The organism is Mesorhizobium sp. ESP-6-4 (genome assembly GCF_020164735.1).
Taxonomy (GTDB): Bacteria; Pseudomonadota; Alphaproteobacteria; order Rhizobiales; family Rhizobiaceae; genus Mesorhizobium.
In genome coordinates, this window is record NZ_JAIUGS010000006.1 from 302,496 (window position 1) to 320,137 (window position 17,642).

At 62.5% G+C, this 17,642-nt stretch carries 15 protein-coding genes; 7 read left to right on the plus strand and 8 right to left on the minus strand.

What is annotated here, in order from left to right:
- The first annotated feature begins 44 nt into the window (after positions 1–44).
- The gene (locus LB523_RS14905) at positions 45–602 is read left to right on the plus strand and encodes a sugar O-acetyltransferase (RefSeq protein WP_224603663.1); all 558 of its coding nucleotides are present in this window, start codon (positions 45–47) and stop codon (positions 600–602) included.
- On the opposite strand, the gene LB523_RS14910 is transcribed toward LB523_RS14905, so the two are convergent.
- The gene (locus LB523_RS14910) at positions 589–1,575 is read right to left on the minus strand and encodes a helix-turn-helix domain-containing protein (RefSeq protein WP_224603666.1); all 987 of its coding nucleotides are present in this window, start codon (positions 1,573–1,575) and stop codon (positions 589–591) included. The two genes, LB523_RS14905 and LB523_RS14910, sit on opposite strands and share 14 nt — an antisense overlap.
- Before the next feature lie 127 nt (positions 1,576–1,702).
- Between LB523_RS14910 and LB523_RS14915 the strand changes: the two genes are divergently transcribed.
- The 3 genes from LB523_RS14915 to LB523_RS14925 all read left to right on the plus strand — a co-directional run bounded on the left by LB523_RS14915 (position 1,703) and on the right by LB523_RS14925 (position 4,039).
- Complete coding sequence (locus tag LB523_RS14915) at positions 1,703–2,344, plus strand: cysteine hydrolase family protein (protein ID WP_224603669.1); 642 nt, start codon at positions 1,703–1,705, stop codon at positions 2,342–2,344.
- 159 nt (positions 2,345–2,503) lie between these two features.
- A complete protein-coding gene (locus tag LB523_RS14920) occupies positions 2,504–2,719 on the plus strand; it encodes a hypothetical protein (protein WP_224603672.1) in 216 nt (71 codons plus the stop codon).
- 15 nt (positions 2,720–2,734) lie between these two features.
- Complete coding sequence (locus tag LB523_RS14925; RefSeq protein ID WP_224603685.1) at positions 2,735–4,039, plus strand: hypothetical protein; 1,305 nt, start codon at positions 2,735–2,737, stop codon at positions 4,037–4,039.
- Between the two features lie 65 nt (positions 4,040–4,104).
- Here LB523_RS14925 and LB523_RS14930 read toward each other — a convergent pair whose 3' ends face one another.
- The 7 genes from LB523_RS14930 to LB523_RS14960 form a co-directional block, all read right to left on the minus strand.
- Entirely contained in the window at positions 4,105–5,784 is a 1,680-nt protein-coding gene (locus LB523_RS14930; protein WP_224524542.1) for a formate--tetrahydrofolate ligase, read from the minus strand.
- A 313-nt stretch (positions 5,785–6,097) separates the two neighbouring features.
- Complete coding sequence (locus tag LB523_RS14935) at positions 6,098–7,222, minus strand: DUF2333 family protein (RefSeq protein ID WP_224603688.1); 1,125 nt, start codon at positions 7,220–7,222, stop codon at positions 6,098–6,100.
- A 218-nt stretch (positions 7,223–7,440) separates the two neighbouring features.
- Positions 7,441–8,745 carry a DUF6638 family protein gene (locus tag LB523_RS14940; RefSeq protein WP_224603691.1) on the minus strand — a complete coding sequence of 435 codons (1,305 nt, stop codon included), beginning with the start codon at positions 8,743–8,745 and terminating at the stop codon, positions 7,441–7,443.
- Between the two features lie 222 nt (positions 8,746–8,967).
- Entirely contained in the window at positions 8,968–10,878 is a 1,911-nt protein-coding gene (locus LB523_RS14945) for an AAA family ATPase (RefSeq protein WP_224603694.1), read from the minus strand.
- Between the two features lie 23 nt (positions 10,879–10,901).
- Complete coding sequence (locus LB523_RS14950) at positions 10,902–12,047, minus strand: hypothetical protein (RefSeq protein ID WP_224603697.1); 1,146 nt, start codon at positions 12,045–12,047, stop codon at positions 10,902–10,904.
- A gap of 34 nt (positions 12,048–12,081) precedes the next feature.
- Positions 12,082–13,170: a hypothetical protein gene (locus LB523_RS14955; RefSeq protein WP_224524557.1), complete on the minus strand. Its 1,089-nt coding sequence runs from the start codon at positions 13,168–13,170 to the stop codon at positions 12,082–12,084.
- A gap of 429 nt (positions 13,171–13,599) precedes the next feature.
- Positions 13,600–14,211, minus strand: a complete 612-nt coding sequence (locus LB523_RS14960; RefSeq protein WP_224543208.1) for a thymidine kinase — start codon at positions 14,209–14,211, stop codon at positions 13,600–13,602.
- A gap of 285 nt (positions 14,212–14,496) precedes the next feature.
- Here LB523_RS14960 and LB523_RS14965 point away from each other — a divergent pair, with 285 nt between their 5' ends.
- The 3 genes from LB523_RS14965 to choV all read left to right on the plus strand — a co-directional run bounded on the left by LB523_RS14965 (position 14,497) and on the right by choV (position 17,587).
- Positions 14,497–15,432 carry a choline ABC transporter substrate-binding protein gene (locus tag LB523_RS14965; RefSeq protein WP_224603698.1) on the plus strand — a complete coding sequence of 312 codons (936 nt, stop codon included), beginning with the start codon at positions 14,497–14,499 and terminating at the stop codon, positions 15,430–15,432.
- A gap of 122 nt (positions 15,433–15,554) precedes the next feature.
- Entirely contained in the window at positions 15,555–16,409 is an 855-nt protein-coding gene (gene choW / locus LB523_RS14970) for a choline ABC transporter permease subunit (protein ID WP_095766478.1), read from the plus strand.
- The gene (gene choV, locus LB523_RS14975; protein WP_224603713.1) at positions 16,406–17,587 is read left to right on the plus strand and encodes a choline ABC transporter ATP-binding protein; all 1,182 of its coding nucleotides are present in this window, start codon (positions 16,406–16,408) and stop codon (positions 17,585–17,587) included. The genes choW and choV overlap by 4 nt, the downstream gene beginning before the upstream one ends.
- Positions 17,588–17,642: the final 55 nt, after the last annotated feature.

A 17,642-nucleotide genomic window follows, 5' to 3' on the forward strand; every position in this document is an offset into this window, starting at 1 on the left:
CGATCGATTGTGCTTTGGGAGCAGACGAAAACCTGAGGGCCACCATGACGACAAGCGAACGCATAAAGATGGCGGCGGGCGAATGGTACACCTGCATCGACGATGAGCTCGAGGCGTTGCGCATCGCCGCACGCGATGCGGTGTTCGAGCACAACAGCCTGCCGCCCCGGCAGCGCGGTGATATCGCCCCGGCCCTGCAGGCGCTGCTCGGTGGCGCGGGCGAGGGGGCGCGCATCGAGGCGCCGTTCCACTGCGCATATGGCTTCAACCTGTTCCTCGGCGACGGCGTCTTCCTCAATGCCGGCTGCACCATCCTCGACACCGCGCCGGTGCGCATCGGCAAGGGGACGATGCTGGGGCCCAATGTGCAGATCTACTGCGCCGAGCATCATCGCGAAGCTTCTGGCCGGCTGGCCGGGCTGGAGATCGCAAAAGCCGTAACGATCGGCGACAATGCCTGGATCGGTGGCAGCGCGGTGATCCTCGCCGGCGTCAGCATAGGCGAGGGCGCCATCGTCGGCGCGGGCGCGGTGGTGACCCGCGACGTACCGGCCAACGCGACCGTCGTCGGCAACCCGGCACGGGCCGTTACGCGCCGATGAGCGCACCGGCGTTTTGAGCGGTTTTTGAGAATTCACGCCGGTACCGCAACGGCGAGGTTCTTAGCCGCGCGGCGAAATGCTGGCGCAGCGAGGTGGCGCTGCCGAAGCCGGCTTCGAAGGCCACGATGTCCATCGATTTGTCCGTCTGCTCCAGCAGCCTCTGCGCAAGTGCTACGCGCTGGTCGGCAAGCCAGTCGCCGAAACTGGTGCCTATCGACTTCTGGAAGCGGCGCGTGAAGGTGCGGCGGGTGAGGCCGGCCGCATCGGCGACGCTGTCGAGGCTGTGCGGTTCGCCGAGCGTCGCCCGCACCTGGTCGAGAGCGCGCGAGAACCGGTCGGCATTCGGCGTCGGCGCAAGCGGGCGCTCGATGAACTGCGCCTGGCCGCCCTGCCGATGCGGCGAGAGCACGACGTGGCGGGCAACCCGAAGGGCGGCCTCCGCGCCATAGCGGGCGCGAACGATGTGCAGGCAGCAGTCGAGGCCGGCAGCGACGCCGGCGGAGGTGACGATGTCGCCATCGTCGACATAGAGCACGTCCGCATCGATCGCGATGTCGGGATGCAGCGCCTGCAGCCGGTCGGTATAGGCCCAGTGGGTGGTTGCCTTGCGTCCGGCCAGCAATCCGGCGCCGGCAATGGCGAAGGTGCCGAGGCACAAGCCGACGATGAGCGCGCCGCGCCGATGCGCGCGCTGCAGCGCGTCCTTGAACGGCGCGGCCAAGGGATCCTCGAGATCCTTCCAGCTTGGGATGATGACGATGTCGGCCTCGTCGAGCGCCGAAAGCCCGTGCGGCACGACGATGCTCAGCCCCGCATCGGTATGAATGGGTCCCTCGTCCATCGCACAGACGCGGAAATCGAAGCGCGGCAGCCCAAGCCTGGTTCGATCGGTGCCGAACACCAGGCACGGCACGGAGAGGTGGAAAGGACTGATGCCGTCGAAGGCGACGGCGACGATGATCGGATTCTTCATGGCAAGCATCGTTTCGTTGAAAGTTGAATGTCCCAATTTTTTCGAATGATGTCAATCGGGACACTTTCTCGACTCGAAACATCGGCCTAGCTTTGCGTCCATCAACCCGGTCGAAAGGAAAACCGCCATGTCAGCACCAGCCACCCAGCCGCGCCGCGCGCTTGTCGTCGTCGATGTCCAGAACGACTACGATGGCGGCAACCTCGCCATCCAGCATCCGCCCTTCAACGAGACCGTCGCCAATGTGGCGCGCGCCATGGATGCCGCCGCGGCGGCCGGCATCAAAATCGTCGTCGTCAAGCAGATGGCGCCCGAGACCTCGCCGATCTTCGCCAAGGGCAGCCATGGCGGCGAGCTGCATCCCGAGATCGCCAGGCGCGCCCGCGACCACTATGTCGAGAAGACGCTGCCTTCGGCCTTCACCGGCACGGATCTTGAAGCCTGGCTGCGCGCCAACGCCATCGATACGATCGCGGTCGTCGGCTACATGACCCACAATTGCGATCTGTCGACCATCATCCACGCGGTGCATATGGGCTTTGCCGTCGAGTTCCTTTCGGATGCCAGCGGCTCGGTGCCCTATGCCAACAGCGCCGGCTACGCGTCCGCCGAGGACATACACCGGGTGGTGAGCGTCGTCTTGCAGTCGCGCTTCGCTGCGGTGCTCAAGACCGCCGAGTGGATCGATTGCCTGAAGACCGGCGCCCTGCCCGAGCGCGACACGATCTATGCGTCCAACCAGCGGGCCCTGCAGCGGAACGCAGCGTAACCCGAAGCCTTTCAAAAGCAAGGGCGCCGCCAAGATGCGGCGCCTTTTTCTTGGCGCCAAATATCCAGCAAGAGCGTGAGCCATTTCACGGACGCCGTTCCGGTATTTTCAGAAAGTCGCCGCGCATGTGAATAAGCGCGGATGGCTCGGGGGGCTGGATTGAAGGCGCGCGTTGCACGAACCTTGGTCATCCTGACCCTCGCTGTCGGCGCGGCGCTGCTGCCGTGGCCCGCCTTCGCGCAAGTGCCGCCGCATGCGCCAGGTACGATCTGCTTCACCCAATTCTTCTGGTGCTGGGCGCAACCGCCCGGGCCGGCCGGCTATCCCTGCGGATGCCCGTCGCAATATGGCTTCGTGCAGGGTTATCTGGGCTAGTCGTCGGGGGGCGCGATGACGACATTCCACGATCCTCTTGTCTCCGGGTTGCTTGCCGACGCCAAGCTGGTTGCCGGCTACGGCCGCTACGGCGTGTTCAAGGACAGCGCGCTCTTCGCTGCGATCGGCGACGCGGAAAAACTCAGTGACGCGAGCGCAAGCCAGCCCGAGGTCGTCAAACTTCAAACGGTGCTCAACGACTGCTCCAGCACCGTGCCGTTTTCAACCCTGGCTGCGCTGCGCACCGGCTGGTCGCCGGGCGACATGTCGCGCCGGACCGCGCTCGCGACCTATTTCCTCATCGCCCTGTCGGTGACGATGATGATCGTCATCGGCAAGCTGACCTATGTCTACAACAGGGGCGTCTCGATCAACGCGGAGCTGCAGGAGATCGACAACAACGATTTCAGCGCTCGGTTCGGGCAGTCGATCAGGCAGGTCTGGGCGACCAAGAAGCAATCGAGCTCGGCCGCCGCCCAGCAGGCGTCGGCGACCGATCTGACGCTTCTGAAGGACGCCTATTACAATTCCGTCGACAACCTGCATTCGCTCGACCAGCGTTTTTCCTCGTTGCTGGTGCGGGCGCAGGGGTTCATGACGCAGGAGGCGCCGTTTCCGCTCTGGGGCATGCAATGGGCCTATTGCAAGCTCTCAGCTTCGCCAGGGAAAGCGGGCGCGCCGCTCGATTTCTCGAACCCCAGGCAGATGGCCATAGACCAGTTCTGCGGCCAGCAAATCGCGCTGGCGCAACAGCAGAGCGGGGCCGGGAGCAGCCAGCCGCTCAAGCAGTCGGACTTCGATTGCAGGAACAACGGCAACACTCAAGGCGGCATGCAAGTCGTCAGTTCTACCGGCATGGTCGAAGACGTGAGCGCGGATTTCGACGAGGCGACACGCGACCTGCAATGCGAAGGCGTCATTACCATCACGCCGAATTCGATTTCGACGCTGACACTGCAGGCCAAGACGCTCAGCGAAGTCCTCAGCCCCTATGCGCTGTGGATCCTGCCCGCGCTTTACGGCGCGCTTGGCGGCATCATGTTCCACATGCGCATGATCCTGAACCCGCTTCTGCCCAATCCGCCGCTGTCGCGGCTCATTCATCGCATCGCGCTGGGCGGGCTTGCCGGCATGATCCTCGCCTGGTTCATGGCGCCGGGAACCAAGCTCGGCGGCGAGGTGACCGGCATAGGCTTCAGCCTGTTCACCTTCGCTTTCCTGTTCGGCTTCAGCCTCGATATCTTCTTCGCCATCCTCGACCAGTTCGTCTCGATGTCGGTCGCCGGCATCAAGAAGTTCGGCTCGCCCACGGTGGCGTGAAAGCCGGCGAAGAAAAAAGGCGCCGCGGTGAGGCGGCGCCTTTGGTCTTTCAGCTCGAGCAGCGTCTAGAACAGGCCCTCGATCTGGCCAACCTCGTTCAAGAAGATCTTCTCCGAGGACGGCGCCTTGGGCAGGCCCGGCATGGTCATGACCTCGCCGCAGATGATGACGACGAAGCCGGCGCCGGCCGAGAGCCTGACCTCGCGCACCGGCACGGTATGGCCGGTCGGCGCGCCGCGCAGGTTCGGGTCGGTCGAGAACGAGTACTGGGTCTTGGCCATGCAGACCGGCAGATTGCCGTAGCCGGCCTGCTCCCAGGCATGCAACTGGTCGCGGATCGACTTGTCGGCGATCGCCTCGTCGCCGCGATAGATGCGCTTGACGATGGTGTTGACCTTCTCGAACAGCGGCATCTCGTCCGGGTAGAGCGGCGAGAACTGTGAGGCGCCGGATTCTGCGATCTCGACCACCTTCCTGGCGAGGTCCTCGATGCCTGCCGAGCCCTGCGCCCAGTGCTTGCACAGGATGGCCTCGGCGCCCTGCGCCTTGACGAAGTCCTTCATCGCCTGGATCTCGGTTTCGGTGTCGGTGGTGAAGTGGTTGATCGCCACCACTGCCGGCACGCCGAACTGCTTCACATTCTCGATATGGCGGCCGAGATTCAGGCAGCCTTTCTTGACCGCCTCGATGTTTTCTTTGCCGAGGTCTTCCTTCTTGACGCCGCCATTCATCTTCATGGCGCGCACCGTGGCGACGATGACCGCCGCCGACGGCTTCAGCCCCGCCTTGCGACACTTGATGTCGAAGAACTTTTCCGCGCCGAGGTCGGCGCCGAAGCCGGCTTCGGTAACGACATAGTCGGCAAGCTTCAGCGCTGTCGTGGTGGCGACGACCGAGTTGCAGCCATGCGCGATGTTGGCGAACGGGCCGCCATGCACGAAGGCGGGGTTGTTCTCCAGCGTCTGCACGAGGTTGGGCTGCATGGCGTCCTTGAGCAGCACCGCCATGGCACCGTCGGCCTTGAGGTCGCGGGCATAGACCGGCGACTTGTCGCGGCGATAGGCGACGATGATGTCGCCGAGGCGCTTCTCGAGGTCCTTGAGGTCGGTGGAGAGGCACAGGATCGCCATGACTTCGGAAGCCACGGTGATGTCGAAGCCGGCTTCGCGCGGATAACCGTTGGCGACGCCGCCGAGCGAGCAGATGATCTCGCGCAGCGCCCGGTCGTTCATGTCCATAACGCGGCGCCAGGCGACGCGGCGGGTGTCGATGCCGAGCTCGTTGCCCCAATAGATGTGGTTGTCGATCAGCGCGGATAGCAAATTATGCGCGGTGGTGATGGCGTGGAAGTCGCCGGTGAAGTGGAGATTCATGTCCTCCATCGGCACCACCTGGGCGAGGCCGCCGCCGGCGGCGCCGCCCTTGACGCCGAAATTCGGTCCGAGCGAGGCCTCGCGGATGCAGACGATCGCCTTCTTGCCGATGCGATTGAGGCCATCGCCAAGGCCGACCGTGGTGGTGGTCTTGCCTTCGCCGGCCGGCGTCGGGTTGATGGCGGTGACCAGGATCAGCTTGCCGTCCTTCCTGTCTTTCACCGACTTGATGAACTCGGCCGAGACCTTCGCCTTGTCGTGGCCATAGGGTAGGAGATGCTCGTTCGGGATGCCGATCTTGGCGCCGATCTCCTGGATCGGTTTCTTCCTGGCGGCGCGCGCGATCTCGATGTCGGACTTCACTTCGGCCATGACGGCTTTCCTCTGGATTGGGCGGTGGAAGGGACGGTTTTGATCATTTGTGCATGTTCGAAACGCCGCGCGGGCGCAAGGGCAAGTTCTAACCCTGTCGCGGCCGCGGCGTCAACTTCCATGCAACTAAGTTTCCTGCAAAGAAAAACTGCTGTTCCCGGTCCGACCTGTTCGGGTCTTCGGCCCCGGTCGCTTGCGGCGTATAGAAGCCAGAGCCAAGACCGTTCCGCCGTCTCAAAACAGCCGCTGAATACGCGAAAAGCGACAGAGGCGACGGCGCAAATCCACCATCGCCGTGTCGCCTCGAAAGGCGCTATTGCGTGAGCACGTTGCTGATCTCGACCATGTTGGAGCGCACGCGCAGGATGTAGAAGCCCATCGTCGTCAGATGCGTCGGCAGGAGCCAGCCGTCCTCGCGGCCGTTGGCGATGATGAAGGGCTGGATGCGCAGCGCCGAGACGAATTGCGAATCCATCGTGTCCCAAAGGCTCTGTAGGTGCTTTTCCTTGATCACGTCGTCGAAGTCGGCCTGGGCGCCCTTCATCAGGCCGTAATATGCATAGAGCTGACCATAGGCGAACCAGAAGCGGTCGTCGGCGCGGGTATCGAACCAGCCATCATTGTGGTTTTCCGCGCGCTCCTTGAGGATGGCCGAGGTCGATCCGATGTCCGAGGAGATGCGGTCGATATATTGCTTCAGATTGTCGGCACGGGCGTCGAACGTCGCCTGGCAGGTGGCCAGCCGGGCGTTGAAGTTTCGCAGCTTGCGCACCGCGTCGCGATAATAGCTCGGCGTCGGCGTCTTGGGGCCGAACGGGTTCAGGCCGAAATACCAGGTGTATTCATCGAACTGGAGATTGCCGCGCGCATCCTGCAGGTCGGCGTCGATCTGCGATGTCGTGCGCACGCGGCCGAGATTGTCGGCAAGCTCGGTCGCGGTGCGCCGCACCGCCTGGTTGATGCCGCGCTGGAAGGAGGCCTTGTTGTCCATCCAGGGCGTGTGGTCCCAATCGATGCCGAACAAGCCGAGCTTGTAGAGGATCATCGAGGAGATCCAGGCATTCTGGTTGACGTTGAAGTCCGTCAAATCGGCGGCAACCTGGGCGATCGCCGAGTTGCCGCACGTCTTGGCCGTATCGGTGCCGCTGCCGGCTGAAACCTGCTCGCCCGCCGACACGTTCCGCTTCTCGAAAATGTAGGTGTCGGGATAGTTCGGGTTGAAATTGTTCCACCACTGCGTGGCGTAGAAGAAATTGGCGTAGAGGCCGATCAATACCAGAACGGCAAGGCCGACCACCGCCTTGAGGATCCAGCCGCGCTGGCCGTACCAGCGGCCAACCCACATGAACGGCCACAGAATGAGGCCGATAACGAAGCCGATGCCGCGGCCGATCCATTGAAAAATCCGGGTGAAGAAGTTCACGATCGGGTCGAGCATGGCTGTGGTACCCCCTCAGAGCATTTCACCGTTTCAAGGGAAACGGCGATCTGCCCTAACCCTTTGTTTTGGCGCAATTCCGGGCGGAAAACCGCCCACACTTTTCCTGGAATTGCTCTAGATCAGAATAACGTTTCGTTGAAACGTCATCCTGATCTAACTCTTTGTTGGAGCATGATTTCCCCCGAAAACCGGTTCCCACTTTTCGGAATCATGCTCTAGTCAGTCAAACCGTAAAGGCGCGCGCGGAACGCCGCCTTGTCCTTCAGATATGTGGTTTTCAGAACGTCCACAACATGGCTTCGCCAGGCGTCGCTGAAGCCGTCATAATCCTTGTAGAAGCCGGGCTTGTTGAAGACGTAGCGCGACACGAAGTCCTGCGGCACGAAATCCGAGATCAGCTGGTTGGTCAGCCAGGCATCGGCATGATCGGGCTTGGCGCGCACGACCAGGAAACGCTGGCGCGGCGACACATCCTCGATCTTGAGATGGCCGAGCTGAGCGATCTCGCGCTTGGCGGCGTTGAGGAAGGGGAAATTGCCGTCGCTGGCGATCAGGTCGGCGTGGCCAAGGATCCAGGTCTGCAGCCAGACCTTGTCGACATCGGTCAGATTGCGGTTGGGCTCGGCGTCGCGGATCAGCGCCCGCACGACCATTTCGGCGCGGTGTTCGAGATAACCGGAAGTCTCGATCCAGGAGGCGCGAGGCAGATCGAGACGGCCGGTGGCGGCCAGGAAGCCGAACACCTTGTCGGCGTCGTTGATCGACAGATAGCTCACCTGCCAGGGCCGCGAGCGGCGGAAGCCGGGAGCGGCCGGATCGCTGATCACCGTCGTCATATCGGGGTCGACGAAGACGTAGAGCCCGCCGAAATGGCTGGTCCAGTAGGCGTTGTGGCGGAAGATCACTTGGTCCGGCACCAGCGCGTTCTCGCGGATGTCGCCGCAGACCTTGGCAAGCTCGACCATGCGCTCAAGCATGGCGTCGTCGCGCCAGGCGTCAGGCTCCTGCCTCAGCCGGTCGACGAGCTTGCCGAGCTCAGCCGCCTTGCCGAGCACGTCCTCGGCTGACAACACCTTGAACTCGACCTGGTTGATCGACAGCAGGTCCTCGATATCGTTGACCTTGGGAACCGAGTCCTCGATCTCGCCGTAGATGACGTCCTTGATGGTCAGCGCGTCGATGGCGCGCCGGTTCTTCGACATGAACTCGAACATCAACTGCGAGGTGTTGGAGAAGGCGGTGTGGACCACCGGCAGGTCGATCTGCGACGGCGTCAGGATGATAAAGCGGCGGTTGACCTCATTGGGATCGAGATAGTTATAGTCGCCGCATTCCTCGGCGATTTCGGGCGAGAAGCCGGTGCGGTCGATCTGGAAGCTCGCAAGCTTGGTGGGCTCGAGGCCGAAAGCGGCAAGCGCCTTGTTGTAGCGCTGGATGAGATGCGGCTCGTCGATGGCGAGCAGCCTGCCGTAGATCAGCTCGTTGTCGCGCAGAAGGTCGGGTTTTTTAATTGCGCTCATCTTCCCTACTCCCCGTTCACGGGGAGAAAGTGCCCGAAGGGCGGATGAGGGGCGCGACCTTTCCTTCTCCCCTTGTGGGAGAAGGTGGATCGGCGCGATAGCGCCGAGACGGATGAGGGGTGTTCCAGCGGAGTGAGACGCTGGCGTTCCCTGGAGCCCCCCTCATCCGTCGCCTTCGGCGACACCTTCTCCCACAAGGGGAGAAGGCGAGGTCGGCGCAACTCACGCATTCCACAGCCCCTTCTTCTTCAACTCCTCCATCTCGCGCGCTGCGCGCTCGCGCAGCCTGGCGTCGCGCAGGAGCTTCTCCACGGCGGCGTCGTCGGATTTATCGGAATAGCGGAACTCGGAATCGGCGTAGCGGTTGATCTCCTGCATGACCATGTCCATCGAGAACGGTCCGCGCAGTTCCTCGATCATCGCCTTCTTGTCGTCGTAGCTCTTGTGCATGAAGGCTTCCGGCTTCTCGAACCAGTCGTCCGGCAGTTCGATGTCCATGGCGCGCATCTTGATGGCGTCGGTGACGTTCTTGATGGCGCGACCGGTGAAGCGCGGCTCGGCGTCCTTGATCATGTGCAGATAGGTGCCGACATCGGCCATGGTCTTCGGCGCGCCGTTTTCCTTCATGTAGCGCTCATAGACCTTCATCAGCCCGTCTTCCTGCGGCTTCTCGTGCTCTTCATAGGCCTCGGCCACGGCGCGCTGGATTTCCTGCGCGGCATAGAGCTCGTGCTTGCCAAGCGGGATCTCGTGGTTCTTGCCGGCAAGCAGCACGAAGATGTCGATATAGTCGTCGCGGGTCTGTGGGCCGTCGACCAGCCAGCGCGCGCCGGCGCGCTGGCGCAGCGCATCGTCGACATTTTCCGGATAGTTGGAGAACATGCCGAAGGAGCAATTACCGCGCACCACCGTCGAGGCGCCGGCGAAGGCGTCCATCAGGACGCCGGTGATCTCCTGCTGACCGGCGGAAGCACGGTCGTCGGAACGGCGCGCCGCCACCTGGTCGATGTCGTCGATGGTGCCGAAGCCGATGACGCGCGGATTGAGCACGTTGTTGATGAACTGTCGGCAGTTCTGGCCCGACTTGCCCTGGTAGGACGAGATCTGGTCGACGCCGAAATTCTCATAGGCGAAGGGATAGCCGGCGACCTGGCAGTAGCCGTTGACGAGGCCGGCGATCATCTGGATCAGCGTCGTCTTGCCGGTGCCCGGCGCCCCGTCGCCGATGAAGGTGAACAGGAACCCGCCGAGCTCGACGAAGGGGTTCAGTTCGCGCTCGAAGTCGTAGGCCATCAGCATCTTGGCCAGCCTGACCGACTGGAATTTGGCGATGTGGTTGCCGATGACCTCTTCCGGTTTCTTGAAGGTCATCACCAGCGGCTTGGTGCGCTTGCCGGGCGCGACGTCGAAACCATCGAGGGTGAAATCGTCGACGTCGATACGGATATGCGCATTTTCGAACGGGCCAATGCCGTCGAAGCGACCTTTGCGCGCAAGCAACCCGTCGATGGCGACGCGGGCGAAGGCGCGAGCGCGCGTCGTCAGGTCGGCGTCGTCCTTCGAGCCGGCTATTGCCTTGTCGAGACCGGCGATGATCGACTTGACCGCGTCCTGCGGTGTGTCGAACAGGAAGTCGGGCTCGGGGATGTCGTTCGGCGCCTCGCCATCGCTGTCGATCAGCTGGAAGAGATACGAAGCGAAACTGAAGGCGGAAACGTAAGCCGAGGCCGACAGAAGCTTCTTGAAGGTGGCTGCCTCATCGCCTTCCAGCGGCGCACGCGCATTCCTCGCCTGCAGGCTTTCGAGGTCGGAGCCTTCGGCGAAGACGTCGGATATGGCGAGCGCGATCGCCAGGCCGCGGCGGGCGCGGTAGAGCAGCGTGTGCTGCGGGATGCTCATCAACTGGTCGTCGGGATGAATGGCCGTTACTGTTTTCGTGAGCTCGACCTCGCGCGTGCGGCGCACCGAGCCGACCGACACGGTCGAGACGAAGCGGCGGTTGGTGCCGGCAAGCGCCGTGCCGGATTCGCGCGAAGGGTCCTCCAGCACGACGATGCGGGTGATGAAGCTCTGCGCGGTCGCGCGGTGCTTTTCGATTGCGGCTTCCGAGATCGTGGTCAGGCCGGTGTCCATGAAGGATGCTCCGCGATTGACGGTCAGACGTCGCTGATCACCTGTCCGTTGGACAGGATGTGGACCTTGTAACCGGAAAAGATCTTCTGCGCCTCGCCGGCGGCGTAGAGTGCCTGATAGGCCTCGTGCGGGATCAGCGCGTGGTTCTCGTAGCTCGACACGCCCTGGCGCGCCGCTTCGAGATCGTCGGTGTTGATGAAGAATTCCTGCGTCGTCTTCTCGCTGGAGAACAGGCCCCTGCGGCCGGGCTTCTCGCTCTTGGAGAAGACTTCCTGGATGGTCCAGGTGAGCAGCCAGGCGTTCTGCGGCTTGCGCACCTTGGCCAGCACCTCGGCCACCGTCGAATTGTTCTCGGTGATGCCGGCCGAGTAGAAGGGCCCCAGCACCACGCGCCTCAGCTGCTTGGGATGCAGCGGCTCGAAATCCTTGTCGAGATTGACGGCGATCGTCGCCGGAGACAGCGTATAGGCCGAGTTCTTCTCGGTGAAATCGTCGAAGCGGTGCGCAAGCTCCGGGTTGAGCAAGCCGTCGACGGGGAGCGGGATATCGACCCGCTCGTTGAGCTTGCCGTTCACGTCGACCAGCTGGCGCACCATGCTTTCGGAGGAGTCCTCCACCGTCACCATGTAGACCAGCGGCAGGTTGGCGCTGCCGTCGAACGCGGCCCAGTGGACGAGGTAATAGGGCCGCATGGTTTTCGGGTTGACCGAGACCTTGGCCGTCTGCGCAAGCGTGAACGGGCCGAAGGTCGCCTCGCTCTTGACGTCCTCCAGATAGAGCCGCTCGGCCATCGACTTCTGTAGCGCCTCGGGAAATTCCTTATGGCGCAGGATGAAGTCGGCCATCTCCTCGCGCAGCTCGCCGGCCTGCGGGATGTTGGCCAGGCGGGCATCGGCCTGCTGGCGGTCGTTTTCCAGCTCCAGCAGGTTCTGGAAGACGGGATAGCCGCTTTCGGCGCGCGAGATGCGGAAGGTGTCCATGAAGCCCAGCCGGTTGCGCCAGCAGGCAAAGGACTTGTCGAGCCGCGCGATATACTCGGCGACGATCCTGGCGACGATACCGTGCCGGTAGAGCGGCGAGCGGTCGTCGCGCATGAACACTTCCAGCCCGCTCAGCGCCGCCGTGATGGCGGAAAAATAGCGTGCCGCGGCGTCGTTCTCAGGTGTCATGTGGCTGCCGTGGAAATGAAATCAGCGGCGCCGCCTATTGCTGCACATAGTTGGCGGCGTTGTGCTTCTTCATCACATCGTCGAAGCGGCGGGCGAAAGCATCGTCGGCAAGCTTCTTGCGGCGCTGGATGTCGGCTGAAGCCACCATGTTCTTCTCATGCATCTCGAGCAGGTCGCCGATATGCTTCTGCGAGGCGGCGCCGATGCCGGCCATCGTCTCCTCGGCCGTGTTGTCGACCTGGCTGCCCAGCGTGTTGATCTTGTGGGCGACGTCCTGCTGGGCGGCGGTCTTGAGCGAATCTTCCAGCGCCTTGTAGAGGACGATGCGCTGCTCGGTGTCGATGGTCAGCTTGTTGATCAGCGTCGACTGCGCGGCAATCTGGTTGTTGAGTGAATCGACGAAGGTCTGGAACATCGAGGTGTAGCGCTCCAGCGTCTGGCTTTCGGCCAGCAGCTCCTGCTCCTTGGCCTGCTTTTCATTGTATTCGGTCGCCATTTTGGAGCGCTCGCCCTCAAGCTCGGTGCGCTCCTTCTGGGTCGTGGAGGCGGCGATCTTGTTTTCGATGTCGAGCAGCATCGGGTTCAATTCCTCGATGCGCTTCTGCACCGCTTCAAGGTTGGTCATCGTCATCTTGCGGCGTTCGATAACCTGCGAAAGGCTGGCCTCGGAGGTCTTGTAGCGCTGGTCGAGGACCTGCTTCTGCGCCTTCAGGATGCCGACGATGGTGTCCGACTTGGCCAGCAGCTCCTGCAGATTGCCGGCAAGCGACATGTTGCGGACGCGGTCGGTGCGCATGCGCTGCTTGCGCTGCGCCGAAAAGACACCGACGAAATTTTCCCAGCCGGTGTAGTTCTTCATGCTTTCGAACTCGGCGCCGAAGACATTGGTTGCGTCCTCGAGCCCGATGATCAGGTCGGCAATATTGCCTTCCATGACTTTCTGCTGCTTGAGCACGTCCTCGATGCGGGCGTTCTCGATGTCGAAATTGGCGTCGCCGATCTTCTTGTCGGCCTGAGCAAGCGTGTCGAGCACCGTGCCGGACTGCTCGATCTTGCTGCGCATGTCCTGCACGACCTGCTTGGTCTTGGCAATTTCGGCATCGAAATTCTGCAATGTCGCCATTGGGGCCTCCCGCTTCGGCATCCGTTTCCGTGTCGTGGCGGCGAATATATGTGGGGCTTCAAGGGATTGAAAGAAGGAAGACAAAGGGAAGCGTCAAAACAAAAGAATTGGTTAGGTCCTTGAAAGGCAAGGCAAGCATGCGCATGGCGCATAGTAACGCGCACCATCATCGAACAGCTTTTGCTGACATGCCTTAAGGTCTTGTTTTTGCGAACGGCCATGAAACAGCGCCGGCAAATATCTTGCGGCGGCGATGCCGGTTTCACCGGCGCCAGTCAGGGCTTGAAGCGGTTTTCGGACGACATCCGGCTCTAGAGCGGTTCAGCGTTTCACGGAATCGCCGAACTGCTCTAAGTCTTTGTTTTTACACAATTCCGGACGGAAAACGCTATGCACTTTTCCTGGAATTGCTCTATGCAGGCTTTCGGCTCAGCGGTTGACAAAGCCGATGAAGTCGTCGGGCGCGGCCCGGCCCATCTCCTCTTCCCAATGTCTGCGGCAGAGCGAGACATAGACGTCCTTGCCGATCGCCACCTGCTCGCCCTGTCTCGCCACCTTGCCGTCAGGTCCCAGGCGCACCACCATCGTCGCCTTGCGGCCGCAACGGCAGATGGTGCGCACCTCGCGCAGGTCGTCGGCGATGGCGAGCAGAGCGCGCGAGCCGGAGAACAGATTACCCTGGAAGTCGGTGCGCAGGCCGTAGCACATGACCGGAATGCCCAGACGGTCGGCGATGCGGGCGAGCTGCCAGACCTGCTCTTCCTCGAGGAACTGCGCCTCGTCGACAAAGATGCAATGCACAGGGCCATGCCGGTGGTGCTCCGCGACCGTGGCATAGAGGTCGTCGCCGTCGCGGAAAATCTCTGCCTCGGATTCGAGACCGATGCGCGACGAGATCAGCCCGGTGTCGCCCTTACGATAGTGGCCGGCGACGAACAGCATCGTCGACATGCCGCGTTCGCGATAATTGTAAGACGCTTGCAAAAGCATCGTCGTCTTGCCGGCGTTCATCGTCGCGTAGTGGAAGTAAAGCTTGGCCATGTCGCTCTTTTGGGTGTGTCGGGATTCAGGCGAGGCCGGCCCGACCTGAATTCCGACACACCCTAAGCCGACTAGCCGCGGCTCGGGGAGAGGGCACCGGCTCCGTCCACCAAAAACTCGATGTCGTTCAAAAAGCTGTCATGTCGCTTAATGGCCAGCGCGCGCCGTTCGTCGCGACGTTGAACCGCTTGAAACAACATCAAAATGGTGTTTGGCTGACGAAACAAGGCGGGCGCAAGAACCGTGACTTCGCTTTGCCTCGGAAATCCAATGGGAGATAAGTTCATGTCGCGTATGAAATCTTTCGTCGCAGGCCTCGGCCTTGCGGCGTTCCTGTCGACAACCGCCGCCAATGCCGGCGATCCGGCGAGCTGCAAGGCCGTGCGGCTGTCGGATGTCGGCTGGACCGACATTCAGGCCACCACGGGCCTGGCTTCGGTGCTACTCACCGCGCTCGGCTATGAGCCGCAGACGATCCAGCTTTCGGTGCCGGTGACCATGGCCTCGCTGAAGAACAAGGACCTGGACGTCTTCCTCGGCAATTGGATGCCGTCGATGACCAACGACATCAAGGACTACACCAAGGAAGGCTCGATCGAGACGATCAGCACCAACCTGACCGGCGCAGGCTATGGCATCGTCGTGCCGACCTATGTCGCGGATGCCGGTGTCAAGACGCTGACCGATCTCGGCAAGTTCAAGGACAAGTTCAACGGCAAGATTTACGGCATCGAGGCCGGCAATGACGGCAACCGCATCATCCTCGACATGATCAAGAACCCGAAGGACAATCTCGAAGGCTTCGAGCTGGTCGAATCCTCGGAGGCCGGCATGCTGACGCAGGCCGAGCAGTCGATGAAGAACAATGAGTGGATCGCCTTCCTCGGCTGGACGCCGCATCCGGTGATGGGCGCCATGAAGATCACCTATCTCGACGGCATGGGCGACAGCGGCTTCGGCGCCGCCACCGTCTATACCATCGTGCGCAAGGGCTACACCACCGAATGCCCGAACGTCGGCAAGTTCATCGCCAACCTGAAGTTCAATCTCGACATGGAAGGCGAGATGATGGACGCGATCCTCAAGGGTGGCGATCCGCAGACGGTGGCGACCGATTGGCTGAAGAAGCATCCGGACGCGGTGGCGCCCTGGATCGCCGGCGTCACCACCTTTGATGGCGGCGACGCGGCTGCGGCCGTCAAGACCGCGCTCGGGGGCTGATCGCTTGGGACCGGGATGATTTCCGGAAAAGGGCAGCCCTTGAAGAGGCTGCCCTTTTTCATATGCCTGGAGACGTGAGAGGATAACCGTGCGGCGAGCGCGGCGAAGCCGAGAGGGGAAAGATGGATCCGATTTCTAAATTCCTGACCGACTACAAAATTCCGATCGGGCCATGGGGCAAGGCTTTCTTCGGTTTCCTGACCGACAATTTCGACACCATCTTCCGCGCATTTTCAAACGGTCTGAATTTCATCCTGGACGGAGCAGTGAGCCTCCTGCTCATGGTGCCGCCGGTTTTGTTGGCCCTGGTCATCGCGTTCATCGCCTGGCTCTTACAGCGTTCGCGGCCGCTCGCCATCGGCGTCTTCCTCGGCCTGATCTTCATCATCAACCAGAATCTGTGGAAACAGACGGTGCAGACGCTGGTCCTGGTCGTTGCCGCCGCCGCAATGGCAATGGCGATCGGCGTGCCGCTCGGCATCTGGGCGGCGCACAAGCCGAAGGTCTACCGCGTCATGCTGCCGGTGCTCGACCTGATGCAGACGCTGCCGACCTTCGTCTACCTGATACCGGTGCTCACGCTGTTCGGGCTCGGCAATGCGCCCGGCCTCATCGTCACCATCATCTTCGTCATCCCGACGGCCGTTCGGCTCACCCATCTGGGCGTCGTTTCGGTGCCCAAGGCAATCATCGAAGCGGGCGAGGCGTTCGGCGCCACGAAGCGCCAGCTTCTGTGGAAGGTGGAACTGCCCTCGGCGCTGCCGACCATCATGGCGGGTCTGACGCAGTCGATCATGCTGTCGCTGTCGATGGTGGTGTTCGCCGCCCTGATCGGCGCCGGCGGCCTCGGCACGGAAATCAACCGGGCGCTCGGCTCGCGCCGCATCGATCTCGGGCTTGAGGCGGGCCTCGCGATCGTCGTGCTCGCCATCGTGCTCGACCGCATGACCCGCATCGGCGTTGGAGGCAAGAAATGACCGTCGCGGTTGATTTCAAGAACGTAGACATCGTCTTCGGCGCTGATCAGGCAGGTTCGCTGGCGCTGATCGACCAGGGCGCAACGCGCGCCGAGATTCTCGAAAAGACCGGGAATGTGCTGGGTTGCGCCGGCGCCAGCCTGACCGTCCATGAGGGCGAGATTTCGGTGTTGATGGGCCTGTCCGGCTCCGGCAAGTCGACGCTGCTGCGGGCCGTCAACCGGCTCAATGTGGTGTCGCGCGGCCAGGTGCTGGTCAAGGACGGCGATCGTGTGGTCGATGTCGTCACCTGCGACGAGGCGACCTTGCGGCGGTTGCGCCAGAAGCAGGTGGCCATGGTATTCCAGCAGTTCGGGCTGCTGCCCTGGCGCACGGTCGAGGAAAATGTCGGCTTCGGCCTCGAGCTTGCCGGCGTGCCGGAGGCGGAACGCAAGGCGCGCGTGCAGAAGCAATTGCAACTGGTCCATCTCGACCAATGGTCGAAGAAATATGCTCATGAGCTTTCGGGCGGCATGCAGCAGCGTGTCGGTCTCGCCCGGGCCTTCGCCACCGAGGCGCCGATCCTTTTGATGGACGAGCCGTTTTCGGCGCTGGACCCGCTGATCCGCACCAAGCTGCAGGACGAATTGCTGCAGCTCCAGGCCGAGCTGAAGAAGACCATCATCTTCGTCAGCCACGACCTCGAGGAGGCGCTGAAGATCGGCAGTCACATCACGATCATGGAGGGCGGCCGCATCGTCCAGACCGGCGCGCCGGAAGACATCGTGCTCAGGCCCGCCAACGACTATGTCCGCGACTTCATCGCCAATGTGAATCCGCTGTCGGTGCTGACGGCGTGGAACGTGATGCGGGACCGTCGCGACCTGGAGCACGGCGATAACGGCTGGGTGTGGCTCGACCGACGCAAGACGACACGCTTCAAGATCGACGACCACGGCCTTGTGGCGGCGGCCGAGCGCGACGGCAAGCCGGCGGTGTGGGTGTCCTGCGCCGATGTCGAGCGCCAGCCGGAGGAGGGCGCCCAGGTGTTCTGGGCCAATCCCGGCACGCCGCTGAAAACGGTGATGCTCGCCATGCACCGGTCGCAGACGGCTCCGGTGGCGCTGTTCGATGAAGGCTCGCGCTTCGTCGGCTCGATTGGCATCAGGGACGTGCTGAGTGCCGTGCTGAGGCGGTAGGGCCTTCAGCCTTTTTGACGGGCGCGAGTTGTGCCGCTGGCGGGCACCTCGCGCT